Source organism: Pseudomonas sp. NFPP04 (assembly GCF_900113815.1).
Classification (GTDB): Bacteria; Pseudomonadota; Gammaproteobacteria; order Pseudomonadales; family Pseudomonadaceae; genus Aquipseudomonas; species Aquipseudomonas extremorientalis.
In genome coordinates, this window is record NZ_FOQS01000005.1 from 341,732 (window position 1) to 362,215 (window position 20,484).

The 20,484-nt window shown below is 62.3% G+C and carries 24 protein-coding genes; 8 read left to right on the plus strand and 16 right to left on the minus strand.

Going from position 1 to position 20,484, the window contains the following annotated elements; all coding sequences use genetic code 11:
* Positions 1-14 precede the first annotated feature (14 nt).
* Both serS and cysG read left to right on the plus strand, forming a co-directional pair.
* Entirely contained in the window at positions 15-1,295 is a 1,281-nt protein-coding gene (serS, locus tag BM017_RS13725) for a serine--tRNA ligase (RefSeq protein ID WP_092245098.1), read from the plus strand.
* Positions 1,296-2,690, plus strand: coding sequence for a siroheme synthase CysG (gene cysG / locus BM017_RS13730; RefSeq protein WP_092245101.1), 1,395 nt, complete (start codon positions 1,296-1,298; stop codon positions 2,688-2,690). It begins immediately after the preceding gene.
* A gap of 105 nt (positions 2,691-2,795) precedes the next feature.
* Here cysG and BM017_RS13735 read toward each other — a convergent pair whose 3' ends face one another.
* The 6 genes from BM017_RS13735 to tusD all read right to left on the minus strand — a co-directional run bounded on the left by BM017_RS13735 (position 2,796) and on the right by tusD (position 6,232).
* Positions 2,796-3,791, minus strand: coding sequence for a glutathione S-transferase family protein (locus tag BM017_RS13735; RefSeq protein WP_092245104.1), 996 nt, complete (start codon positions 3,789-3,791; stop codon positions 2,796-2,798).
* 88 nt (positions 3,792-3,879) lie between these two features.
* The gene (locus BM017_RS13740; protein WP_092245107.1) at positions 3,880-4,881 is read right to left on the minus strand and encodes a glycosyl transferase family protein; all 1,002 of its coding nucleotides are present in this window, start codon (positions 4,879-4,881) and stop codon (positions 3,880-3,882) included.
* Positions 4,878-5,213 (minus strand): TusE/DsrC/DsvC family sulfur relay protein, encoded by a 336-nt coding sequence (locus BM017_RS13745; protein WP_071491883.1) that lies wholly within the window; start codon positions 5,211-5,213, stop codon positions 4,878-4,880. Before BM017_RS13745 ends, BM017_RS13740 begins: the two co-directional genes overlap by 4 nt.
* The gene (gene tusB / locus BM017_RS13750; protein ID WP_071491882.1) at positions 5,210-5,488 is read right to left on the minus strand and encodes a sulfurtransferase complex subunit TusB; all 279 of its coding nucleotides are present in this window, start codon (positions 5,486-5,488) and stop codon (positions 5,210-5,212) included. The genes BM017_RS13745 and tusB overlap by 4 nt, the downstream gene beginning before the upstream one ends.
* On the minus strand, positions 5,488-5,838 hold the full coding sequence (tusC, locus tag BM017_RS13755) for a sulfurtransferase complex subunit TusC (RefSeq protein ID WP_071491881.1): 351 nt from the start codon (positions 5,836-5,838) through the stop codon (positions 5,488-5,490). Before tusC ends, tusB begins: the two co-directional genes overlap by 1 nt.
* Before the next feature lies 1 nt (position 5,839).
* Positions 5,840-6,232 carry a sulfurtransferase complex subunit TusD gene (gene tusD / locus BM017_RS13760; RefSeq protein ID WP_092245110.1) on the minus strand — a complete coding sequence of 131 codons (393 nt, stop codon included), beginning with the start codon at positions 6,230-6,232 and terminating at the stop codon, positions 5,840-5,842.
* A 157-nt stretch (positions 6,233-6,389) separates the two neighbouring features.
* On the opposite strand from tusD, the gene BM017_RS13765 reads away from it, so the two are divergent.
* Positions 6,390-7,553: a CaiB/BaiF CoA transferase family protein gene (locus tag BM017_RS13765; RefSeq protein WP_071491879.1), complete on the plus strand. Its 1,164-nt coding sequence runs from the start codon at positions 6,390-6,392 to the stop codon at positions 7,551-7,553.
* Positions 7,554-7,644: 91 nt separating this feature from the next.
* Here the strand turns inward: BM017_RS13765 and BM017_RS13770 are convergent, their stop codons facing one another.
* Positions 7,645-8,139, minus strand: coding sequence for a SprT family zinc-dependent metalloprotease (locus BM017_RS13770; RefSeq protein WP_071492040.1), 495 nt, complete (start codon positions 8,137-8,139; stop codon positions 7,645-7,647).
* Between the two features lie 127 nt (positions 8,140-8,266).
* Positions 8,267-8,869, minus strand: a complete 603-nt coding sequence (locus tag BM017_RS13775) for a Yip1 family protein (protein WP_092245113.1) — start codon at positions 8,867-8,869, stop codon at positions 8,267-8,269.
* Positions 8,870-9,139: 270 nt separating this feature from the next.
* On the opposite strand from BM017_RS13775, the gene ttcA reads away from it, so the two are divergent.
* Both ttcA and BM017_RS13785 read left to right on the plus strand, forming a co-directional pair.
* Positions 9,140-9,964, plus strand: a complete 825-nt coding sequence (gene ttcA, locus BM017_RS13780; protein ID WP_058425451.1) for a tRNA 2-thiocytidine(32) synthetase TtcA — start codon at positions 9,140-9,142, stop codon at positions 9,962-9,964.
* A gap of 67 nt (positions 9,965-10,031) precedes the next feature.
* Entirely contained in the window at positions 10,032-10,703 is a 672-nt protein-coding gene (locus tag BM017_RS13785) for a DNA-3-methyladenine glycosylase I (RefSeq protein WP_071491878.1), read from the plus strand.
* Between the two features lie 94 nt (positions 10,704-10,797).
* Here the strand turns inward: BM017_RS13785 and BM017_RS13790 are convergent, their stop codons facing one another.
* From BM017_RS13790 to arsC, 3 genes are read right to left on the minus strand one after another with little or no spacing between them, the layout of a single operon-like run.
* On the minus strand, positions 10,798-11,205 hold the full coding sequence (locus BM017_RS13790) for a DUF2069 domain-containing protein (RefSeq protein ID WP_092245117.1): 408 nt from the start codon (positions 11,203-11,205) through the stop codon (positions 10,798-10,800).
* Positions 11,189-11,803, minus strand: a complete 615-nt coding sequence (gene wrbA, locus BM017_RS13795; protein WP_071491876.1) for an NAD(P)H:quinone oxidoreductase — start codon at positions 11,801-11,803, stop codon at positions 11,189-11,191. Before wrbA ends, BM017_RS13790 begins: the two co-directional genes overlap by 17 nt.
* Positions 11,800-12,153, minus strand: a complete 354-nt coding sequence (arsC, locus tag BM017_RS13800; RefSeq protein WP_092245120.1) for an arsenate reductase (glutaredoxin) — start codon at positions 12,151-12,153, stop codon at positions 11,800-11,802. The genes wrbA and arsC overlap by 4 nt, the downstream gene beginning before the upstream one ends.
* Before the next feature lie 115 nt (positions 12,154-12,268).
* On the opposite strand from arsC, the gene BM017_RS13805 reads away from it, so the two are divergent.
* Positions 12,269-12,730 carry a TlpA disulfide reductase family protein gene (locus tag BM017_RS13805; protein WP_071491874.1) on the plus strand — a complete coding sequence of 154 codons (462 nt, stop codon included), beginning with the start codon at positions 12,269-12,271 and terminating at the stop codon, positions 12,728-12,730.
* 140 nt (positions 12,731-12,870) lie between these two features.
* Here the strand turns inward: BM017_RS13805 and BM017_RS13810 are convergent, their stop codons facing one another.
* From BM017_RS13810 to BM017_RS13825, 4 genes are all read right to left on the minus strand, one after another.
* Positions 12,871-13,275 carry an META domain-containing protein gene (locus BM017_RS13810; protein WP_071491873.1) on the minus strand — a complete coding sequence of 135 codons (405 nt, stop codon included), beginning with the start codon at positions 13,273-13,275 and terminating at the stop codon, positions 12,871-12,873.
* Positions 13,272-13,712: a hypothetical protein gene (locus BM017_RS13815; protein ID WP_071491872.1), complete on the minus strand. Its 441-nt coding sequence runs from the start codon at positions 13,710-13,712 to the stop codon at positions 13,272-13,274. The genes BM017_RS13810 and BM017_RS13815 overlap by 4 nt, the downstream gene beginning before the upstream one ends.
* Before the next feature lie 71 nt (positions 13,713-13,783).
* On the minus strand, positions 13,784-14,773 hold the full coding sequence (locus tag BM017_RS13820) for a 2-hydroxyacid dehydrogenase (RefSeq protein WP_092245123.1): 990 nt from the start codon (positions 14,771-14,773) through the stop codon (positions 13,784-13,786).
* A 153-nt stretch (positions 14,774-14,926) separates the two neighbouring features.
* Complete coding sequence (locus BM017_RS13825; protein ID WP_092245126.1) at positions 14,927-17,680, minus strand: response regulator; 2,754 nt, start codon at positions 17,678-17,680, stop codon at positions 14,927-14,929.
* 205 nt (positions 17,681-17,885) lie between these two features.
* On the opposite strand from BM017_RS13825, the gene BM017_RS13830 reads away from it, so the two are divergent.
* Together BM017_RS13830 and BM017_RS13835 are read left to right on the plus strand one after the other, a co-directional pair.
* Complete coding sequence (locus BM017_RS13830; RefSeq protein WP_092245129.1) at positions 17,886-18,614, plus strand: response regulator transcription factor; 729 nt, start codon at positions 17,886-17,888, stop codon at positions 18,612-18,614.
* Positions 18,601-19,971 carry a sensor histidine kinase gene (locus BM017_RS13835; RefSeq protein WP_092245132.1) on the plus strand — a complete coding sequence of 457 codons (1,371 nt, stop codon included), beginning with the start codon at positions 18,601-18,603 and terminating at the stop codon, positions 19,969-19,971. Before BM017_RS13830 ends, BM017_RS13835 begins: the two co-directional genes overlap by 14 nt.
* On the opposite strand, the gene BM017_RS13840 is transcribed toward BM017_RS13835, so the two are convergent.
* Complete coding sequence (locus BM017_RS13840; RefSeq protein WP_092245135.1) at positions 19,968-20,483, minus strand: DUF2062 domain-containing protein; 516 nt, start codon at positions 20,481-20,483, stop codon at positions 19,968-19,970. The genes BM017_RS13835 and BM017_RS13840 overlap by 4 nt on opposite strands.
* Position 20,484: the final 1 nt, after the last annotated feature.

Genomic DNA, 20,484 nt, shown 5'->3' on the forward strand with positions numbered 1-20,484 from the left:
AACGAGAGACCGACATGCTCGATTCCAAACTGTTACGTAGCAACCTTCAGGACGTAGCGGACCGCCTGGCATCCCGTGGCTTTGCCTTGGATGTTGCGCGCATCGAAGCGCTGGAAGAACAGCGCAAGACCGTCCAGACCCGCACCGAAGCACTGCAGGCTGAGCGTAATGCGCGTTCCAAATCCATCGGTCAGGCCAAGCAGCGCGGCGAAGACATCGCACCGTTGATGGCGGATGTCGAGCGCATGGGCACCGAGCTGTCCGAGGGTAAAGTCGAGCTGGAAAAAATCCAGTCCGAGCTGGATTCGATCCTGCTGGGCATCCCCAACATCCCCCACGAATCGGTGCCGATCGGCGCAGACGAAGACGGCAACGTCGAAGTGCGTCGCTGGGGCACGCCGAAGGCCTTTGATTTCGAGATCAAGGACCACGTCGCCCTGGGCGAACTGAGTGGTGGCCTGGATTTCGAAACTGCCGCCAAGATGTCCGGCGCGCGCTTTTCGCTGTTGCGCGGCCCGGTTGCGCGCCTGCACCGCGCACTGGCGCAGTTCATGATCAACCTGCACACCGGCGAGCACGGTTACGAAGAGGCCTACACCCCGTACCTGGTGCAGGCGCCGGCGCTGATGGGCACCAGCCAGTTGCCGAAATTCGAAGAAGACCTGTTCAAGATCAGCCGCGACGGCGAAGCCGACCTGTACCTGATTCCGACCGCCGAAGTGTCGCTGACCAATATCGTCTCCGGCGAGATCCTCGACGCCAGGCAACTGCCGATCAAGTTCGTCGCCCACAGCCCGTGCTTTCGCAGTGAAGCCGGCGCATCGGGCCGCGACACCCGCGGCATGATCCGCCAGCACCAGTTCGACAAGGTCGAGATGGTGCAGATCGTCGAGCCGTCGACCTCGATGGACGCCCTGGAAGGCCTGACCGCCAATGCTGAGCGCGTCCTGCAACTGCTGGAGCTGCCGTACCGCGTGCTGGCCCTGTGCACCGGTGACATGGGTTTCAGCGCCGTGAAGACCTACGACCTCGAAGTGTGGGTGCCGAGCCAGGACAAGTACCGCGAGATTTCGTCTTGCTCCAACTGCGGTGATTTCCAGGCCCGTCGCATGCAGGCGCGTTTCCGCAACCCGGAAACCGGCAAGCCGGAGCTGGTACACACCCTCAACGGTTCCGGCCTGGCCGTAGGCCGTACCCTGGTGGCGGTGCTGGAAAACTACCAGCAGGCTGACGGTTCGATCCGCGTACCGGAAGTGCTCAAGCCTTACATGGCGGGCGTTGAGGTCATTCGCTAAATGGAATTTCTGCCGCTGTTTCATAACCTGCGCGGCAGCCGTGTGCTGGTCGTCGGTGGCGGGGAGATTGCCTTGCGCAAATCCCGGCTGCTGGCCGACGCCGGGGCGTTGCTGCGGGTGGTTGCTCCCCAGATCGAAAACCAGTTGCGTGAACTGGTACTGGGCAGTGGCGGGGAACTGATTCTGCGCGGTTATCAGGAGGCTGACCTCGACGGTTGCACCCTGATCATTGCGGCAACCGACGACGAGCCGCTGAACGCGCAAGTGTCCAGCGATGCCAAGCGCCGTTGCGTACCGGTCAACGTGGTCGACGCGCCGGCCTTGTGCAGTGTGATCTTCCCGGCGATCGTCGACCGTTCGCCCTTGGTGATCGCCGTGTCCAGCGGTGGCGATGCGCCGGTGCTGGCGCGCTTGATCCGCGCCAAGCTGGAAACCTGGATTCCGTCCACTTACGGGCAACTGGCCGGGCTGGCGGCGCGTTTTCGTGCCCAGGTCAAAGGCTTGTATCCGGATGTGCAGCAGCGTCGTGCGTTCTGGGAAGAAGTGTTCCAGGGCCCGATTGCCGACCGCCAGTTGGCTGGGCAGGGCGATGAGGCCGAGCGCTTGCTGATCGAGAAGGTCAACGGCGCGCCGCCTTATGCGCCGGGCGAGGTTTATCTGGTGGGTGCGGGTCCGGGTGATCCCGACCTGCTGACCTTCCGTGCCCTGCGCCTGATGCAGCAAGCCGATGTGGTGTTGTACGACCGTCTGGTGGCGCCCGCGATCCTCGAACTGTGCCGCCGGGATGCCGAGCGTATCTACGTCGGCAAGCGTCGCGCCGACCACGCCGTGCCACAAGACCAGATCAACCAGCAACTGGTGGACCTGGCCAAGCAGGGCAAGCGGGTGTTGCGCCTCAAGGGGGGCGATCCGTTCATCTTTGGTCGTGGTGGCGAAGAGATCGAGGAACTGGCCGCCCATGGCATTCCGTTCCAGGTGGTGCCGGGAATCACGGCAGCCAGCGGTTGCGCGGCATATGCCGGAATTCCGCTGACCCATCGCGACTATGCGCAGTCGGTGCGCTTTATCACCGGGCATTTGAAGGACGGAACCTCGGACCTGCCCTGGCATGACCTGGTGGGCCCCTCGCAGACCCTGGTGTTCTACATGGGCTTGATCGGCTTGCCGATCATCTGTGATCAGTTGATCAAGCACGGGCGTGCGGCGGATACCCCGGCGGCCTTGATCCAGCAGGGCACCACGTCCAACCAGCGCGTGTTCACCGGCACCCTGGCCGACTTGCCACGGATGGTGGCGGAGCATGAAGTGCATGCGCCGACACTGGTGATCGTCGGCGAAGTGGTGGTGTTGCGCGAGAAGCTGAAGTGGTTTGAAGGCGCACAGTCGCAGGTCTGAGCCTTGAAAGCATCGGGGGCAAGCCCCCTCCCACATTGGACTGCATTCCTGTGTGGGAGGGGGCTTGCCCCCGATGAGGCCCTAAAAGCCAGCCAATACGTCGGATCAGTTCCACACGCCTTTGCCAATCAATTGCTTCCGATCGTGCGGTTCATCAAACCCCTGCGACGGCCCCTTCGGCACAATCCCCGTCGGGTTGATCGTGCGATGGCTGGCATAGTAATGCCCCTTGATGTGTTCGAAATCGACCGTCTCGGCCACCCCCGGCCACTGGTACATCTCCCTCAACCAATTCGACAGGTTCGGGTAATCCGCAATCCTGCGCAAATTGCATTTGAAATGGCTGTAGTACACCGCATCAAAGCGAATCAGCGTGGTGAACAGCCGCACATCTGCCTCGGTCAGGTATTCACCGGCCAGGTAGCGATGATCGCTCAAGTGTTGTTCCAGATGACCCAGCTCGGCGAACACATCATCAAACGCACTTTCATACGCTTGCTGTGAGGTGGCGAAGCCTGCGCGGTACACGCCGTTGTTCACCGCCGGGTAAATGCGTTCGTTCAACGCGTCAATGGTCGTGCGCAGCGGCTGGGGGTAGAAGTCCAGGGTGTTGCCGGTCAATTCATTGAAGGCGTCGTTGAACATGCGGATGATCTCCGCCGATTCATTGCTGACGATGCGCTTGAGCTTTTTGTCCCACAGCACCGGCACGGTGACGCGTCCGGTGTAATCGGCGGTATCGGCGGTATAGCGCTGGTGCATGAAGTCGAAATCATCCAGCTTGTCGCCGGTGGAGCCGTGGGCCTTGTCGAAGGTCCAGCCGTTTTCCAGCATCAACCAGCTGACCACGGACACGTCGATCAGGCTTTCCAGGCCCTTGAGCTTGCGCAGGATCAGCGTGCGGTGAGCCCAGGGGCAGGCCAGGGAGACATAGAGGTGGTAGCGGCCGGCCTCGGCTGTGAAGCCGCCTTCGCCACTCGGGCCTGGCGCGCCGTCGGCGGTGACCCAGTGGCGGCGTTGCGCCTGTTCGCGCTGGAACGCGCCGTCCGCGCTACTTTCGTACCACTGGTCTTTCCAGTGCCCTTCGATCAGCAAACCCATGACTGGCTCCTTGGCTAATAAGCGTTGGAGCCCAGTCTAAAGGGATGAGTTCGAACTAAAAGCGCAAAGACCGGGGGTTAATCATCGATTAAATCGATTTGTCCCGTGCGATCCAGTATTGCCGGGCCAGTTCAAAGGCCTGCTCCCGTGGGTGACCCAGGCCACGCAAGGCCAGGGCCATGGTGGCGATCAGTGCCAATTGCGGGTAGCTGTCCTCGATGTCGCCGCGCCACACGGCTTTCAAGTGCTCGGGGTCGAGGGTGGCCGGCTTGACGTGGCGTTGGGCGGAGAGGGCGGGCCATTCTTCGTCCCAGCTTTCGCCGCCGGTGGTGCCGTACAGATGGCTGAGGGTGTCGGGGTTGATCTCGACCTCGCCGCCATCGCCCTTGACCACAATCACATTGTCGCCGAGCAGGCCGCTGGCATCGCGGTGCACGCCTTGGTAACCGGGATGGAAAATGCTTTGCAGCCCCAATCGCGCATTCAGCGGATTGAGCAGGCGCGCCAGGGAATGGATCGGCGAGCGCAAGCCCAGGGTGTTGCGCAGGTCGATCATGCGTTGCAACTGCGGCGCCCAGTCACCCAGCGGGATAAAGGCCAGGTTGCCTTTTGCATAGGCAGCCTCGACCTGCTGCCAGTTGCGGCACAAGGGAATCTGCAAACCCCCCAGCAATTGCTCGGTATACAGCCGTCCCGCCGTGTGGGCGCCGCCGCCGTGCATGAGGATGCGCACGCCGTTTTGCGCCAGGCACTTGGCCGCCAGCAGGTACCACGGCAGGTGGCGTTTCTTGCCGGCGTAGGTCGGCCAGTCGACATCCACGTTCAGTGCCGGGGCATCCAGGCGTTCGCGCACGGCTTCGGTGAAACCGGCCAGTTCTTCCGGGCTTTCTTCCTTGTGGCGCAGCAGCATCAGGAAGGCGCCGAGCTGGGTGTCCTCGACTTTTTCGTCGAGCAGCATGCCCATGGCTTCGCGGGCCTCCTCACGGGTGAGGTTGCGCGCACCGCGCTTGCCTTTGCCCAGGATGCGCACGAATGGTGCAAACGGGTGCTCGGCAGGGGTTTGAAGAGTCAGCGGGGCAAAGTCGGTCATAAGCAATTCGTCGGCCTGGGCAGGCCCGCCAGCTTGGCGGCGAGTTTGGCGGGAGTGCCGTTGAACAGTTTGTTGAGGTGCAGGCTGTTGCCTTTTTCCGGGCCCAGCTTCAAGGCGGTGTACTTGATCAGCGGGCGCGTGGCCGGGGACAGCTGGAATTCGCTGTAGAACTGGCGCAAGAGCGTGAGGATTTCCCAATGGTCCGCGGTCAACGCCAGGGGTTCGGCGGCGGCCAGGGCGCTGGCGACTTCCTCGGACCAGGCGTTCAGGTCGACCAGGTAGCCGTCCTTGTCCAGTTCCAGGGTGCGTGTGCCTACGGTCAGGGTGTTCATAGCCAGCTGTTGACCTTGTCGTAGTCGAGCGACAACTGCACGAAACCCGGGTAATCGACGCTGTCGGCCCAGTCCGGCAAGGGCAGGTTGCGCGCCTGCATGTCTTCGGCCAGCACAAACACCTTCACGCCTTTGGTTTGCAGCGCCGCGTTGTGCAGCCCATAGGCGCCGTCGCCGCAGAGCAGGATGGCGTCATTAACGCCACAGATACGCAGGCAGCTGTCCAGGCGGCTATCGGTAAACGGGGAGTGGGAAACCACATGTAGAGTCGACATCAGAGGGTTATCACCTGGTCGTAACGGTCAATCAACTGGGAGATCGCAGCGCTGTCCAGCGGCTGTGCGCTGGCGGGCGTCGTGAGGCCGCGTTCGGCCAGGCTATGGTGGCAGGCGAATACCTCGTCGATACCGAACAGGCCCAGCGCCTGCAGGTTGGCGCCGAGGTCCTTCTGCTGCACGGCCTTGGCGTCCTGATGTGGTGCCAGTTGGAACACGCCGTCGTCGAGGAACAGCAGGCCGATGGGCAGATCGAAGGCACCGCCAGCCAGCACGATGTCCAGTGCTTCGCGTGCGCCCGGGCCAGACCAAGGTGCCTGGCGGCTGATCACCAATAGGGATTTGGACATGTCACGGCCCTCCAAAACAGATCAGGCGATCGGCGGCCTGGGCGGCGTCGTGCAATTGCCCCAGGCCCGACAGCTCCCACGGCGCATCGAGGTTGACCGCACTGCGTTGATAACGGGTGGCTTCCTCCTCGTTGAGCACGCCACGACGCAAGGCGGCGGCGATGCACACCACGCTGTCGAGTTGGTGCGCGCTGACAAACTCACGCCATTGGCGAGCGATGTCCTGCTCATCCTGGGGCACAACAACCGAATTGGACGCGCTGTACACGCCGTCCTGGTAGAAAAACAGCCGCACAATCTCATGCCCGCCGGCCAGTGCCGCCCGGGCAAACAGCAGGGCGCGGCGCGAGGAGGGCGCGTGGGCGGCACAAAACACTGCAATCGCAAACTTCATGGAACACTCTGCAAGCAAACGTGGGCCAATGATAAAGCCGCCGCCGCGAAAAAGCCCGCCGTGATCAAAACGGTCACTGTCGGTGACCGTTCCGGCGATTGCCGACCGGCGCAAGGCTGCCTAGTCTGTGGGCATTCAAAACCGAAATGGAGTGCCCATGTCAGGTCCCTTGGCGTCCCTCAAAGTGCTGGATTTTTCCACCTTGCTGCCTGGCCCGTTTGCGTCGCTGATGCTGGCAGACATGGGCGCCGAGGTGCTGCGTATCGAGTCACCCACGCGCATGGACCTGTTGCGCGTACTGCCACCCCACGACCAGGGCACGTCGGCCAGCCACGCCTACCTCAACCGCAACAAGCGCAGCCTGGCGCTGGACCTCAAGCAGGCCGAGGCGCTGGAGATCGTACGGGCGCTGGTCAAGGAATACGACATCCTGCTTGAACAATTCCGCCCTGGGGTGATGGAGCGACTGGGGTTGGGGTATGAGGCATTGAAGGCGATCAACCCCCGGCTGATATATGTATCGATCACCGGTTATGGCCAGACTGGCCCGTATAGGGACCGCGCCGGGCACGACATCAATTACCTGGCGCTGGCCGGGGTGGCCAGCTACACCGGGCGCCGGGACAGCGGCCCGTTGCCACTGGGCGTACAACTGGCGGATGTGGGCGGCGGGTCGCTGCATGCGGTAGTGGGGCTGCTCGCGGCGGTCATCGCCCGGCAGCAGAGCGGGGTAGGCCAGTACCTGGATGTGAGCATGACCGACTGCTCGTTCAGCCTGAACGCCATGGCGGGTGCGGGCTTCCTGGCGTGCGATGTCGAGCCTGAACGCGAAAGCCATGTGCTGAACGGTGGCAGTTTTTACGATTATTACCGCTCGCGGGATGGGCGTTGGATGTCGGTCGGCAGTCTGGAGCCTGGGTTTATGCAGCAACTCTGTGACGCGCTGGGACGGCCGGAGTTGGCGGCGCTGGGCCTGTCGCCCACACTCAAGCAGGCGCTGCAGGTTGAATTCGAGAAACGTAGCTTTGATGAGTTGTGTGAGTTGTTTGCCGGGGTGGATGCGTGTGTGGAGCCGGTGTTGAGCCTGAGTGAAGCGGTGCAACATCCGCAGTTAAGGGCGCGGGCGTTGGTCAGTCAGGTGCCCAGGGGGGATGGCTCGAGCCAGGCGCAGATTGCCTGCCCGTTGAAGTTCTCGGAGGGGTTGCCAGCGCCCAGGCATATAGGCGCTGCTGTGGGGGCGCACAGTGATGAGGTGCTGGCGGAGTTGGGGTTCAGTGTTCAGCGCATACAGGATCTGCGGCGGACCAAGGTAGTAGGGTGACTGGACCGACGCAATCGGGAGCAAGCTCCCTCCCACACTCGATAGGCGGCGTGGTCAACAGGTGGGAGGGGGCTTGCCCCCGATGAGGCCCTCATTCCACCCGGGTTTCACCGGTAAACACCAGCGTCTGCCGGCACCGCCTGCACAAATACCTTCGGCCCTGAGCCACCATGCCATGGCGCTGGGGCGAGAACGGAAAGTCACTGTCCGCGCACGGGCACTTGTAGATATAGCGGGTCACCTGGCGGCGCTTCACGGCATAGGTGTGGCAACGGTCCGGCGGCAGTTCGTAGACCCCGCGCATGATCAATTGCCATTCCTCGCCATGGGGCTGGATGCGTTCACCAAACAACTGGTGGGCAATCAGGTGCGCCACTTCATGGGCTACGGTCTGCTTGAGGAAATGTTGGCTGTTTTCTCGGTACAACTGTGGGTTGAAGCGCAGCAGGTTCTCGTGCAAATGCGCGACACCGGCCTTCTGGCCCCGCAGCTTGAGGCTGACCTGGGGACGTTTGAAGCTTCGTTTGAAAAAGGATTCGGCTAGCAGGAAACAATCTTCGACGCGGGTATTGAGTTGCTCGGGCATGCTGTACATATCTCCAGAGACGCCCAGTATGCCGCAAAGCTGGGTGTTTCCGAATCTGTCAGGCGCCGAATGGTCATGCATGATGCACAAAGCCACCTTGCGGTGGCTTTGCCCACGGTTCATCTGCTCAGTTGGTATAGATCGGGCCTACGCCCAAGCCCCAGACAATCACGGTAAAGGCCATGATCGCCACCAGCACCACCAGCCCCACGGCCAGTATGGAACTGGAAAACAGGAAGCCTTCATCCGGATCAATGTTCATAAAGGTCGGCACACCTACATAAAGCAGGTACACCGTGTAGCAGATGGCCGCCGTGCCTACCACCATGCCCAGCCACATATGTGGATAGAGCGCCGCCAGCCCGCCGATGAACAGTGGCGTGGCGGTGTAGGTGGCAAACGCCACGCAGCGGGCCATGCTCGGGTTGGCGTCATAGGTACGCGCCATCCAGTGAATGAATGCACCCATCACCGCCACGCCGGCGAGCATCGCGGCGTAGGACATGATGGTCATCCACAGTGCGCTTTCCAGGGTCAGCATCACCGGCGCGCGGTTGCCGATGACCCAGCCGACCTGGGTGGTACCGATAAACGCGGAAACGGCGGGAATCGCCGCGAGAATCAGGGTGTGAGTGAGGTACATGTGGCCGATGCTTTCTTCTTTATCGCCACGGATTTCCCGCCATTCCTGGTCGGGATGGGTAAAAAGCCCCACGACGTGATGGATCATGCCAGTCACTCCTGTCGTTATTGCCATCGCCCCCCATCGGAGCGCCCACGGGCCAAATGGCCTCAAAGGTCCTGGATAGCTGTGCGACCTCTTGTCGCAGTATAGGAAGGGATGACCGGAATAACTGTAGGGCCTTTAGAGCGAATTGCGCTGTAAACGTTGGGGTTAATCGCAGATTGGAATGCAGCCCCCTCCCACATTGGAACTCGGTGATTCTTACCGGTAAAATGCTGGGCTTTTCGTCACACACCTCCAGCGGATCCAAGCGCCATGGGCACTCTTACGGTCAACCAGAACAAACTGCAAAAACGCCTGCGTCGCCTGGCCGGTGAAGCGGTCGCCGATTTCAATATGATCGAGGACGGCGACAAGGTCATGGTCTGCCTCTCCGGCGGCAAAGACAGCTACACCATGCTCGACGTGCTGTTGCACCTGCAAAAGGTCGCGCCGATCAAGTTCGAGATCGTGGCCGTCAATATGGACCAGAAACAACCGGGCTTCCCTGAGCATGTGCTGCCGGCCTACCTCAAGGAACTGGGCATCGAGTACCACATCGTCGAGAAAGACACCTACTCGGTGGTCAAGGAACTGATTCCGGAAGGCAAGACCACCTGCTCGCTGTGTTCGCGCCTGCGCCGTGGCACGCTGTACACCTTCGCCGATGAGATTGGCGCGACCAAGATGGCCCTGGGGCACCATCGCGACGATATCGTCGAGACCTTCTTCCTGAATATGTTCTTCAATGGCTCGCTCAAGGCCATGCCGCCCAAGCTGCGTGCCGATGACGGGCGCAACGTGGTGATCCGCCCGCTGGCGTATTGCAACGAGAAAGACATCCAGGCTTACTCCGACTTCAAGCAATTCCCGATCATCCCGTGCAACCTGTGTGGCTCCCAGGAGAACCTGCAGCGCCAGGTGGTCAAGGAAATGCTGCTGGACTGGGAGCGCAAGACCCCGGGCCGCACCGAAAGCATCTTCCGCAGCCTGCAGAACGTGATCCCCTCACAGTTGGCCGACCGCAACCTGTTCGACTTCACCAGCCTGAAAATCGATGAGACCGCCGCGTCGCGCTTCGTCAATGTTGTGAACCTCTGAGCCCATTCAAGGCTCTGACACACGGCGCTCGCGGGCGCCGTTTTCCATTCAATTGCCAGGAGAGGGCATGCGCGATTACAAGTGGCTGCACGAATATTGTCTGAACCGCTTCGGTTCGGCAGCCGAGCTGGAAGCCCACCTGCCTGTGCCCAAGACTGCGGCGCAATTACGCAAGATCAGTGATGATCGCTACCTGTCGACCCTGGCGTTGCGCGTGTTTCGTGCAGGCTTGAAGCACAGCGTGGTGGACGCCAAGTGGCCGGCGTTCGAAAAGGTGTTTTTCGGCTTCGACCCGGAAAAAGTCGTACTGATGGGCGCCGAGCACCTGGAGCGGCTGATGCAGGACACCAGCATCATCCGCCACCTGGGCAAGCTCAAGAGCGTGCCGCGCAATGCGCAGATGATCCTGGATATCGAGCAGGAGAAGGGCAGCTTCGGCGCGTTCATCGCCGATTGGCCGGTGACCGACATTGTCGGCCTGTGGAAGTACCTGAGCAAACACGGCCACCAGCTCGGCGGGTTGTCAGCGCCGCGCTTTTTACGCATGGTCGGCAAGGATACCTTTGTGCCGAGTTATGACGTGGTGGCGGCGTTGAACGCGCAGAAGATCGTCGACAAGGCGCCGACCAGCCTGCGCGACCTGGCGACGGTGCAGGGCGCGTTCAACCAGTGGCACGCCGAGAGTGGACGGCCGATGTGCCAGTTGTCGATGATGTTGGCGTACACCGTCAACCATTGAGGCCGGGATGATGCCATCGGGGGCAAGCCCCCTCCCACATTGGATAGGCGGCGCGGTAAAAGTGTGGGAGGGGGCTTGCCCCCGATGAGGGGCTTCAGGCCGCTGCCAGCTGCCGGTTCAACTGATGCCGCCAGCGCACATACAACAGTGCCGTGCAAAACACCGCCAGGCTCGCCAGCATCTCCAGCACCCCGAACCACTGCCGGTTCGGGTCATACGCCGCCAGCGCGCCCTTGATGAAATACAGGTTCACCACAAAGCACATCCATGAGTGCCCGCGCGCGCTGCCCAGCAGCATGCCTGGCGCCAGCACCAGCAAGGGCACCAGTTCGATCAGCAGGATCACCCACGGCCGTGCGCCGTGCAGATCAGCAACGAACAGGTAGTACACGCACAGCAACCCCACCAGGCCAAAAAACGCCAGCAGGCTCAGCGCGCGAGCAATTCTGACCCGTGGCTCCAACCACGCCTGGGGCGGCAGGACCTTAGGCTTCCTGGCCACGACCGCCCTCCAGCAGCGTGGCGGTGTTCGCCAGGCGTAGCCCCAGCGCGCGGCACAGGGCGATCTCATGCTGGTCGAGCATGCGCTTGCCGTCCGGCCCGGCGTGATGGCTGGCACCATAGGGCGTGCCGCCGCCCTGGGTATCGAGCAAGGCCTGTTCGCTGTAGGGCAGGCCGGTGATCAGCATGCCGTGGTGCAGCAACGGCAGCAGCATCGACATCAGCGTGGTTTCCTGGCCGCCGTGCAGGCTGGCCGTGGAGGTAAACACCCCGGCCGGCTTGCCGACGAGGGCGCCGGTGAGCCACAGGTTGCTGGTGCCGTCGATGAAGTACTTGAGCGGTGCGGCCATGTTGCCGAAGCGGGTCGGGCTGCCCAGGGCCAGGCCGGAGCAGTGTTTCAGGTCGTCGAGGCTGGCATACAGCGCGCCTTCCTCCGGAATGCTCGGTGCCACGGCTTCGCACTCGGTGGAGATCGCCGGCACGGTGCGCAAGCGTGCCTCCATCCCGCCTTGCTCGATGCCCCGGGCAATCTGCCGGGCCATTTCGCTGACCGAGCCATTGCGGCTGTAATACAGCACCAGCACATACGGCGACGTCACGGCAGGATCTCCAGTACGTTTTCCGGCGGCCGGCCGATGACGGCTTTGTCGGCGGTTTCCAGGATCGGGCGTTCCATCAATTTCGGGTGATCGGCAATGGCGGCGATCAACTGGGCTTCGCTGAGGCTGGCGTCGGCCAGGTTCAGGGTTTTGTATTCATCTTCGCCGGTGCGCAGCAGTTGGCGCGCGCTGATACCCAGCTTGCCGAGCAGCGCCTTGAGTTGCGCGGCGTCCAGCGGGGTTTCCAGGTAGCGTACGACGGTGGGGGTGAGGCCACGGGCCTCCAGCAGCTCCAGCGCACCGCGGGATTTCGAGCAGCGCGGGTTGTGATAAAGCGTCAGATCGGTCATGTGCGGGTCGCATCTTGCGTAAGGTGGCGGGTATTCTACCCGTGCAGCGACCTGTCCTTAAACCGTAAGAGGCGATAGGCCGCAGCCAACGTTCATTTTTGCGAAGGATTACCCCATGACAAGGCGACTGATCGGTGCATTGGCGATCATCACAACCCTGCTGCTCAGCGGCTGCGGTAACGATTACGGCGTTGACCAATTTGGCAAGAAGGTGGCGTCCGAACGCTTGGACAAGCAGTGGCTGGTGGTCAATTACTGGGCCGAATGGTGTGGTCCGTGCCGCACGGAAATCCCCGAGCTCAATGCCTTGGCCGAACAGTTGAAGGCGCAGAACGTGGGCGTGTTCGGGGTCAACTTCGACAATGTCCAGGGCGAAGAGCTGAAAGCCGCCAGCGACAAGCTGGGCATCAAGTTCACGGTGCTGGCGCAGAACCCGGAAGAGATTTTCGATATTCCACGCAGCGAAGCGTTGCCGGTGACCTACATCATCGATGACAAGGGCAAGGTGCGCGAGACGTTGATGGGCGAGCAGACGGCGGAAGGCGTGCTGGCCAGGCTCAAGGCCTTGCGCGGCTAGGGGCTACCCGGAATCAAATGTGGGAGGGGGCTTGCCCCCGATAGCTGTGTGTCAGTCACTCCATCAGTTGACTGTTACACCGCCATCGGGGGCAAGCCCCCTCCCACATTTAGCTTCCATCAATCCATGGATTGGGAAAATCAGCCTTCTTCGAGCCACAGGCGGATCGGTTTGCCCTCGGCCGGCCAGAACCGGGTCTGCTCGATCGGCGAGATATCCCAGCGCTGCACGCCTTGCAGGGCCTGGAAGAAGCGGTGTTCCTGTTCCATCAACGCTTCGGCGCAGAGTTTGCGGGTGCTGCCGATCTGGCCGAAGCTGAGCTTTTCACCGTCGACGGTGTAGGGCGCGAACCAATGGTTGCAGCCGCCGTTGCCATAGGCGCGACCATCGGCGCCGAGGGTGACGGTCAGGTGCGCGTAATCCATCAGCGGCCGCTCGCCAATCCATTCCACCACGTAGCTGTGATCCTGTTTGAGCTTGACCGCGTCGCCGGCACAGCCGGTCAGGCCCGCCCCGAGGGCGGCGAGCAGAAACAGGCCTCTCATTGCGCAGCCTTCTGGCATTTCGGGCAGCGGTGCTTGTCGCCCTCGCTGGTCCAGCCCAACTCGGCGATCCGCGCATTGGCGGCCGGTTGCAGCGGTTCTTTGGTCAGCTTGGTTTCCACCGCAAACTCGAAGTCCAACACGGCGTCGCAGCTGTCGCAGTTGACCTTCCAGGTGTGAATCTCCAACTCCCCGAACTTCGGCCCCTGGGCCATGGCGACCCACTGGCCCGCCGGGCGGATGGAGTAGCGTGCGTCACCTTCGACGGTGAGGCGCATCGACAGGGTTTTACTGCCGCGCAGGGAGACGATCAGAACGTCGCCATGCTTGATCGAGCCACCGTTGCCGGTGACCTGGTAACGGCCCGGCACCAGGGCGCGGCATTCGATCAGGGTGTGTTGCGGGCTCAGCAAACTGAAGCGGAAATCGTGTTCGGCCATGGATCCTCCAAATAGGCGCGGCATCCTATCACGGGTGCTGGCTCATCATGAGCCTGGTATGTAACCGCTGATCATCCTTCGACGAGGTTCTGTGCCCGGCCATCGGCCCAGGCGGCAATGTTGGCCAACGTCGTGCCGGCGATGGCGGCCAGGGCCTCGCGGGTCAGAAACGCCTGGTGGGCAGTGATGATCACGTTAGGGAAGGTCAGCAGGCGTGCGAGCACGTCGTCCTGCAAGGGCAGATCAGAGCGGTCCTCGAAAAACAACTGCGCTTCTTCCTCATAGACATCCAGACCGAGGTAGCCGAGCTGGCCGTCCTTGAGCGCCTTGATCAGCGCCGGGGTGTCGACCAGCCCACCGCGACCGGTGTTGATCAGCATCGCACCCGGTTGCATCTGCGCCAGGGACCGGGCGTTGATCAGGTGTTTGCTGTCGGCGGTGAGCGGGCAGTGCAGGCTGATGATCTGCGCCTGGGCCAGCAGTTCGGGCAGGCTCACGTACTGCGCGCCCAGGGCCTGGACCTGCGGGTTGGGGAAGGGGTCGTAGGCCAGCAGCCGGCAACCGAAGCCGGCCATGATATTGGCGAAGGTGGCGCCGATCTGTCCGGTGCCGACCACGCCGACGGTCTTGCCCACCAGGTCGAAACCGGTGAGGCCATGCAGGCTGAAATCGCCGTCGCGGGTACGGTTGCAGGCGCGGGGCAGGCGGCGGTTGAGGGCGAGGATCAGCGCGACGGCGTGTTCGGCCACCGCATGGGGCGAGTAGGCCGGTACGCGCACGATGGTCAGGCCCAGGCGCTTGGCGGCGGCCAGGTCCACATGGTTGTAGCCCGCCGAGCGCAGGGCGATCAACCGCGTGCCGCCCTTGGCCAACTGCTCCAGCACCGGGGCGCTGAGGTCATCGTTGATAAAGGCGCAGACTACCTCGTGATGTTCGGCCAGGGCCACGGTGTCGAGGTTGAGCCGGGCGGGTTGGAATTGCAGCTCCAGGCCTACGGGCAACGGTTCGCCGAGAAAGCTGTCGCGGTCGTAGGTTTGGCTGCTGAATAGAATCACGCGCATCAAAAGGCTCCCCGCAATTAATCAGTTGGAAACGCTGGACAACTGTGGGAGGGGGCTTGCCCCCGATTAGGGTGTGTCAGCTACAGATGCTTCGACTGATACGACGCTATCGGGGCAAGCCCCCTCCCACAGCTGATCGGCGTCAAAGTCTCTTCAGGCGCTGACCCGCGCCTCGCTGGCCAGCCGTGCAATCGCCATGTCCAGTTCGTCCAGCGCATGCATGGCCTTGGCGTCATCCTGCTTGAGCAGGGTTTCGGCACGGTGGCAGGCGGCGCGCAGTTGCGGTACGCCACAGTAACGGGTGGCGCCGTGCAGACGATGCACCCGTTCAATGAGGGCGTTGTTGTCGTTGGCGTCACGGGCAATGGTGATGGCGAGTCGGTCGGCTTCCAGGGAGGCAAGCAACATGGCGAGCATGTCTGCTGCCAAATCAGCCTTGCCGGCCGCCAGGCGCAGGCCTTCCTCGTGATCGAGCACCGGAAATTGCACGCCAGGGCCGAGGTTGTCGGTCGCGCGTTCCGGCCCCTGATTGCGCAGGGCCAGGCCGGTCCATTTCAACACCACCTGGGCCAGTTGGCGTTCGCTGATGGGTTTGGTCAGGTAGTCGTCCATGCCGCTTTGCAGCAAGGCGCGTTTTTCGTTGGCCATGGCGTGGGCGGTGAGGGCGACTACCGGCAATGGCGTGCCGCTGCGTTCGCTTTCCCACTGACGGATCGCCTCGGTGCTTTGGCGGCCGTCCATGCCGGGCATTTGCACATCCATCAGCACCAGGTCGAAGGTGTCCTGCTTCACCGCATCGATGGCCGCATAACCGCTTTCCACGGCGCGTACCCGGGCGCCCATGTCTTCCAGCAGAGTCTGGACCAGCAACAGGTTCGCCGGGTTGTCATCCACACACAGTACACGCGGTGCCCGGCTGGACAAGGGTTCGCCGGGCTCGCTGCGCGTGGGGCGCGGGCTGATCAGGTCGGACAAGGCACGCCGCAATTTGCGTGTACAGGCCGGCTTGGCCTGCAATTGGCTGTTGGGATTGGGTACGGACTGATTGAACAGCATCTGTTCGGTGGTGGGGCACAGCACCAGCACTTTGCAGCCCAGGTGTTCGAGGTCCCACAGGTGCTGGTTGAGGCGCTCGGGCGGGATGTCGTTGGCAGTAACCCCAAGGACCGCAAGGTCAATGGCTTGCTCGGTCTGGTGGGCACTGGTAATGCCGTTGGTCAGGCTTTCCAGGCTGGTGAACGGCGTGACGTCCAGGCCGCAGTCTTCCAGTTGGTGTTGCAGCGCCTGGCGTGCCAGTTCGTGGTTTTCCAGCAAGGCGACACGATGGCCCAGCAGGGGCGCCGACGGCAGGTCTTCCACGTCGTCGCGGGTCTTGGGCAGGTTGAGGCTGATCCAGAACTCCGAGCCTTCGCCCGGTGTGCTGTCGACGCCGATTTCGCCGCCCATCTGTTCGATCAGGCGCTTGGAAATCACCAGGCCCAAGCCCGTGCCGCCGGGTTGGCGCGAGAGTGAGTTGTCGGCCTGGCTGAAGGCCTGGAACAGGGCACGCACGTCCTGGTTGGACAGGCCGATGCCGGTGTCCTGCACGCTGATGCGCAATTGCACGCTGTCTTCCTGCTCGTCCTCGATCATCGCTCGCGCCACGATGGTGCCTTCGCGGGTGAACTTGATCGCGTTGCTGATCAGGTTGGTGAGGATCTGCTTGAGGCGCAGCGGGTCGCCGACCAATGCCAGCGGCGTGTCGCGGTAGACCAGGCTGACCAGTTCGAGCTGTTTGGCATGGGCGGCGGGGGCGAGGATGGTCAGGGTGTCTTGCAGCAAGTCCCGCAGGTTGAACGGAATGCTGTCGAGGACCAGCTTGCCGGCTTCGATTTTCGAGAAGTCGAGGATCTCGTTGATGATGCCCAGCAGGTTGTCGGCGGATTTTTCGATGGTGCCCAGGTAGTCGAGTTGACGCGGGGTCAGCTCGCTCTTTTGCAGCAAGTGGGTAAACCCCAGGATGCCGTTGAGCGGCGTGCGGATCTCATGGCTCATGTTGGCCAGGAACTCCGACTTGATGCGACTGGCCTCCAGCGCCTCCTTGCGCGCCAGGTCCAGCTCGATGTTCTGGATCTCGATGGTTTCCAGATTCTGGCGTACGTCTTCGGTGGCCTGGTCGATGCTGTGTTGCAGTTCTTCCTGGGCGTTCTGCAGGGTCTCGGCCATGCGGTTGATGCCAGAGGCGAGCTGGTCCAGTTCCTGGCTGCCCAGGGGCGGCAGGCGGGTTTCCAGGTTGCCGTCCTTGAGCTGGGCCACGGCTTGCTTGATCTGGCCGATCGGCGCGTTGATGGTGCGGCTGATGCGCAGGGCCAGTGCCGCGGTGCAGATCAGGCCGATGGCGATCAGCAGCAGGCTGGCGAACAGGCTGCGGTAGCCACGCAGCAACATGCCATTGTGGGACAGTTCCACCTCGACCCAGCCCAGCAGGCGGTCGGCTTCATCCGGGATCAGGTCGCCGGCGAGGTTGCGATGGCGGCCAAACACCGGCAGCAGGTAGCGCGTGGCGTCATTGCCGGTGCGTTGCAACAGGTGTGAGCTGTTGCCGATGGGTGCCTGGTTGAGCATGGTCGGGCCGGCGTGGGCGAGGGTCGCACGGTCCGGGCTGAGGAACGACACGGTGCGCACGTCCGGCTGCTCCAGGGACTGGGTGGCGATGCGCTCCAGCAGGTCGGTGTTGCGTGCACTCAAGGCGGGCGCCACCAGTGGCGCCAACTGCTCGGCGATCATTTCGCCACGTTGCAGCAACTGGGTCTGCAGTTCCGACAACTGCATCCAGGTGAAATAGCCGCCCAGCAACGAAGCCATCAGGCTGGTCGGTAGTAAGGTCAGCAACAGTACGCGGCCTTTTATCCCCATTCTTGTCAGCACGCCACTCTCCTGCTACCACATTGATATCGATGATTCACACGGGCATCCGGCCCGCGCCACCTGCGCAGTGTAGCCATTTGCGCAGCGCGGAATCTTGCAAATTAATGACATACGGCAATCTTCGCGCCATTCGGCGCCCGGTGGCGATTGCCTGTGGCGGGGTAATCTTGAATAATCAGCCATTGAGAATGACTTGCAGATACTAATGAATCCCGCAGCAATTGGCCTACCCAGTATCCTGACTATTGAAGATGACCCCGTGCTGGGCGCTTATGTCCATGAGCACCTGGGCCGCTGTGGTTTCCACGTGACCTGGTGCCAGAATGGCCAGCAGGGCCTGCAGATGGCGCGCGAGCAGGCCTTTGACGTGGTGCTGATGGATATCCTGTTGCCGGGGATGGACGGCCTGTCGATCCTCACTCATCTGCGCCAGAGCCATTCGATCCCGGTGATCCTGATGTCTGCACTGGGCGCCGAAGCCGATCGCATCAGTGGTTTTCGCCTGGGGGCCGATGACTATCTGCCCAAGCCGTTCAGCATGATCGAGCTGCGCGTACGCATCGAAGCCATCCTGCGCCGGGTGGCCCTCGACCGCCGTCCGCTGCCGATCTCGGCGCCGGTGCACGACGATGCCCGCACCCTGCGTTTCGATGATGAACGGTGTGATGTCTTCCATCTTGACCACTGGGCCGGCTTGACCCGCAGCGAATTCCGCCTGCTGGAAACCCTGCATCGCAGCAGCGAAGAAGTCCTCAGCAAACCTTTCCTGTACCAGCATGTGCTGCAACGCGGTTATGCGCCCCATGACCGCAGCCTCGACATGCATATCAGCCAGATCCGCCGCAAGCTCAAGGCGATCAACTACACCGAGCGCGAAGTGCGCACGGTGTGGGGCAAGGGCTATGTGCTGAGCGGTCACGATGACGGGCTTTGAACGCCCCTTGAAACGGCTGCCAGGCCGGCACTCGTTATTCTGGAAGCTGGCCTGCCTGCTGATCGCCTTTTGCTTGCTGATGATCTGGCTCAGTTGGTCCTGGGGCCGCTACATGGAGCAGAAGAACGCCTACCTGTCCGATGAGGCGCGAGTCACCTTGAGTGGTTATGCGGTCGCGGCTGAGCAGGCGTGGAGTCGCGATGGCAGTGCCGGCGTCGACGCTTGGCTGCAGGCGATGGGCAAGCGTGAAAGTACCTGGATAGGCGTGATCGGCAATGACCTGCAATCGTTGAGCAGCATCCCGCTGAGCGACAACGAAAGCCAGCGACTGACCTTTCTGCGTGGGTTGGATTGGCCGGTGAGCCGGCATGTCAAAGGCCTGCCATGGCTGAAGATCCCGTTTCCGACCGACCCCCATGCGGGGTCGCTGGTGATCGAGTTACCCCAGCGCTTTATGCCGGGGCGCTACCAACTGTTCTGGCGAGTGGTGACCAACGGGGTGATTCCCGGCCTGTTTACCCTGTTGCTGTGCATCGGCCTGTATCGGCTGCTGATCATGCCCCTCAATCAACTGCGCGAGCAGGCCAATGCCTGGCGCGCCGATCAGTTGAATACGCGGTTGTCCCACGACGCCACCAGTCGCCAGGATGAGTTGGGCGAACTGGGGCGAGCGTTCGACCATATGTCCGAGCGTTTGCAGGGCACCGTGGTGTTGCAGCAACAGTTGCTGCGAGACATGTCCCATGAGCTGCGCACCCCGCTGAGTCGACTGCGAGTGGCCTGTGACAGTGAGCAAGACCTGACGCAGCTGCGCGAGCGGCTCGGCCGTGAAATCGACGCGATGCAACGCCTGGTGGAAGACAGCCTGCAACTGGCCTGGCTCGACACCGAACGGGCGCCGCTGCCCCAGGAAGCTATCCAGCTTCAAGCGCTGTGGGACATGTTGCGCGAAAACGCCTGCTATGAGAGCGACTGGCCAGCGTCGCGGCTGCCATGCCTGCTGGGGGTGGACTGCTGGGTGCGAGGCAACCTGAATGCGTTGGCCCAGGCTTTGGAAAACATCTTGCGCAACGCTATCCGCCATTCACCGTCGGGCGGTGTGGTCAGCCTGGACGGGCGTCGCGAAGGTGATTGTTGGCATGTCTGGCTGGAGGATCAGGGCGGCGGGATCGATGAAGGGGATCTGGAACGGATCTTCGCGCCTTTTACTCGCCTGGACGGTTCACGCCCCGGCGATGGCGGCTTCGGACTGGGCCTGAGCATCGCCCGCAACGCCGTGCAGCGCCAGGACGGCAACCTGTGGGCGGAAAATACCGGGCAAGGCCTGCGCGTGCACCTGCGCTTGCGGGCCTGCTAAGCGCGACGCTGTTTGCGCTTTTTCCACTGGTGGCCCACCCACCAGCGCCAGTAGCCCATGGTCAGGCAATAGGCGAGGGCGCCCAGCACCAGCCCCAACACTACTGAACCCAGCAGGAACGGCTGCCACAAGGTGCTCAGTTGGCCACTGATCCATTCCCAGGTCAGATCGTCGGGCAGGCTGCGCGGTGGCACGTTCATCAGCCAGGCGCCGGTCATGTAGGTGCAGATAAAGACCACCGGCATGGTGATCGGGTTGGTCAGCCACACCAGGCTGACGGCGATGGGCATGTTGCCGCGCACGGTGATCGCCAGGACCGCAGCCAACAGCATCTGAAGCGGGATTGGGATAAACGCGGCGAACAAACCCACGGCCATTGCGCGTGCGACCGAGTGTCGGTTCAGGTGCCAGAGGTTCGGGTCATGCAGCAACGTGCCGAGAAACTGTAATGACTTATGTTCCCTGATACTCGTGGGATCGGGCATGTACCGTTTGAATAAGCGCCGGGGCATA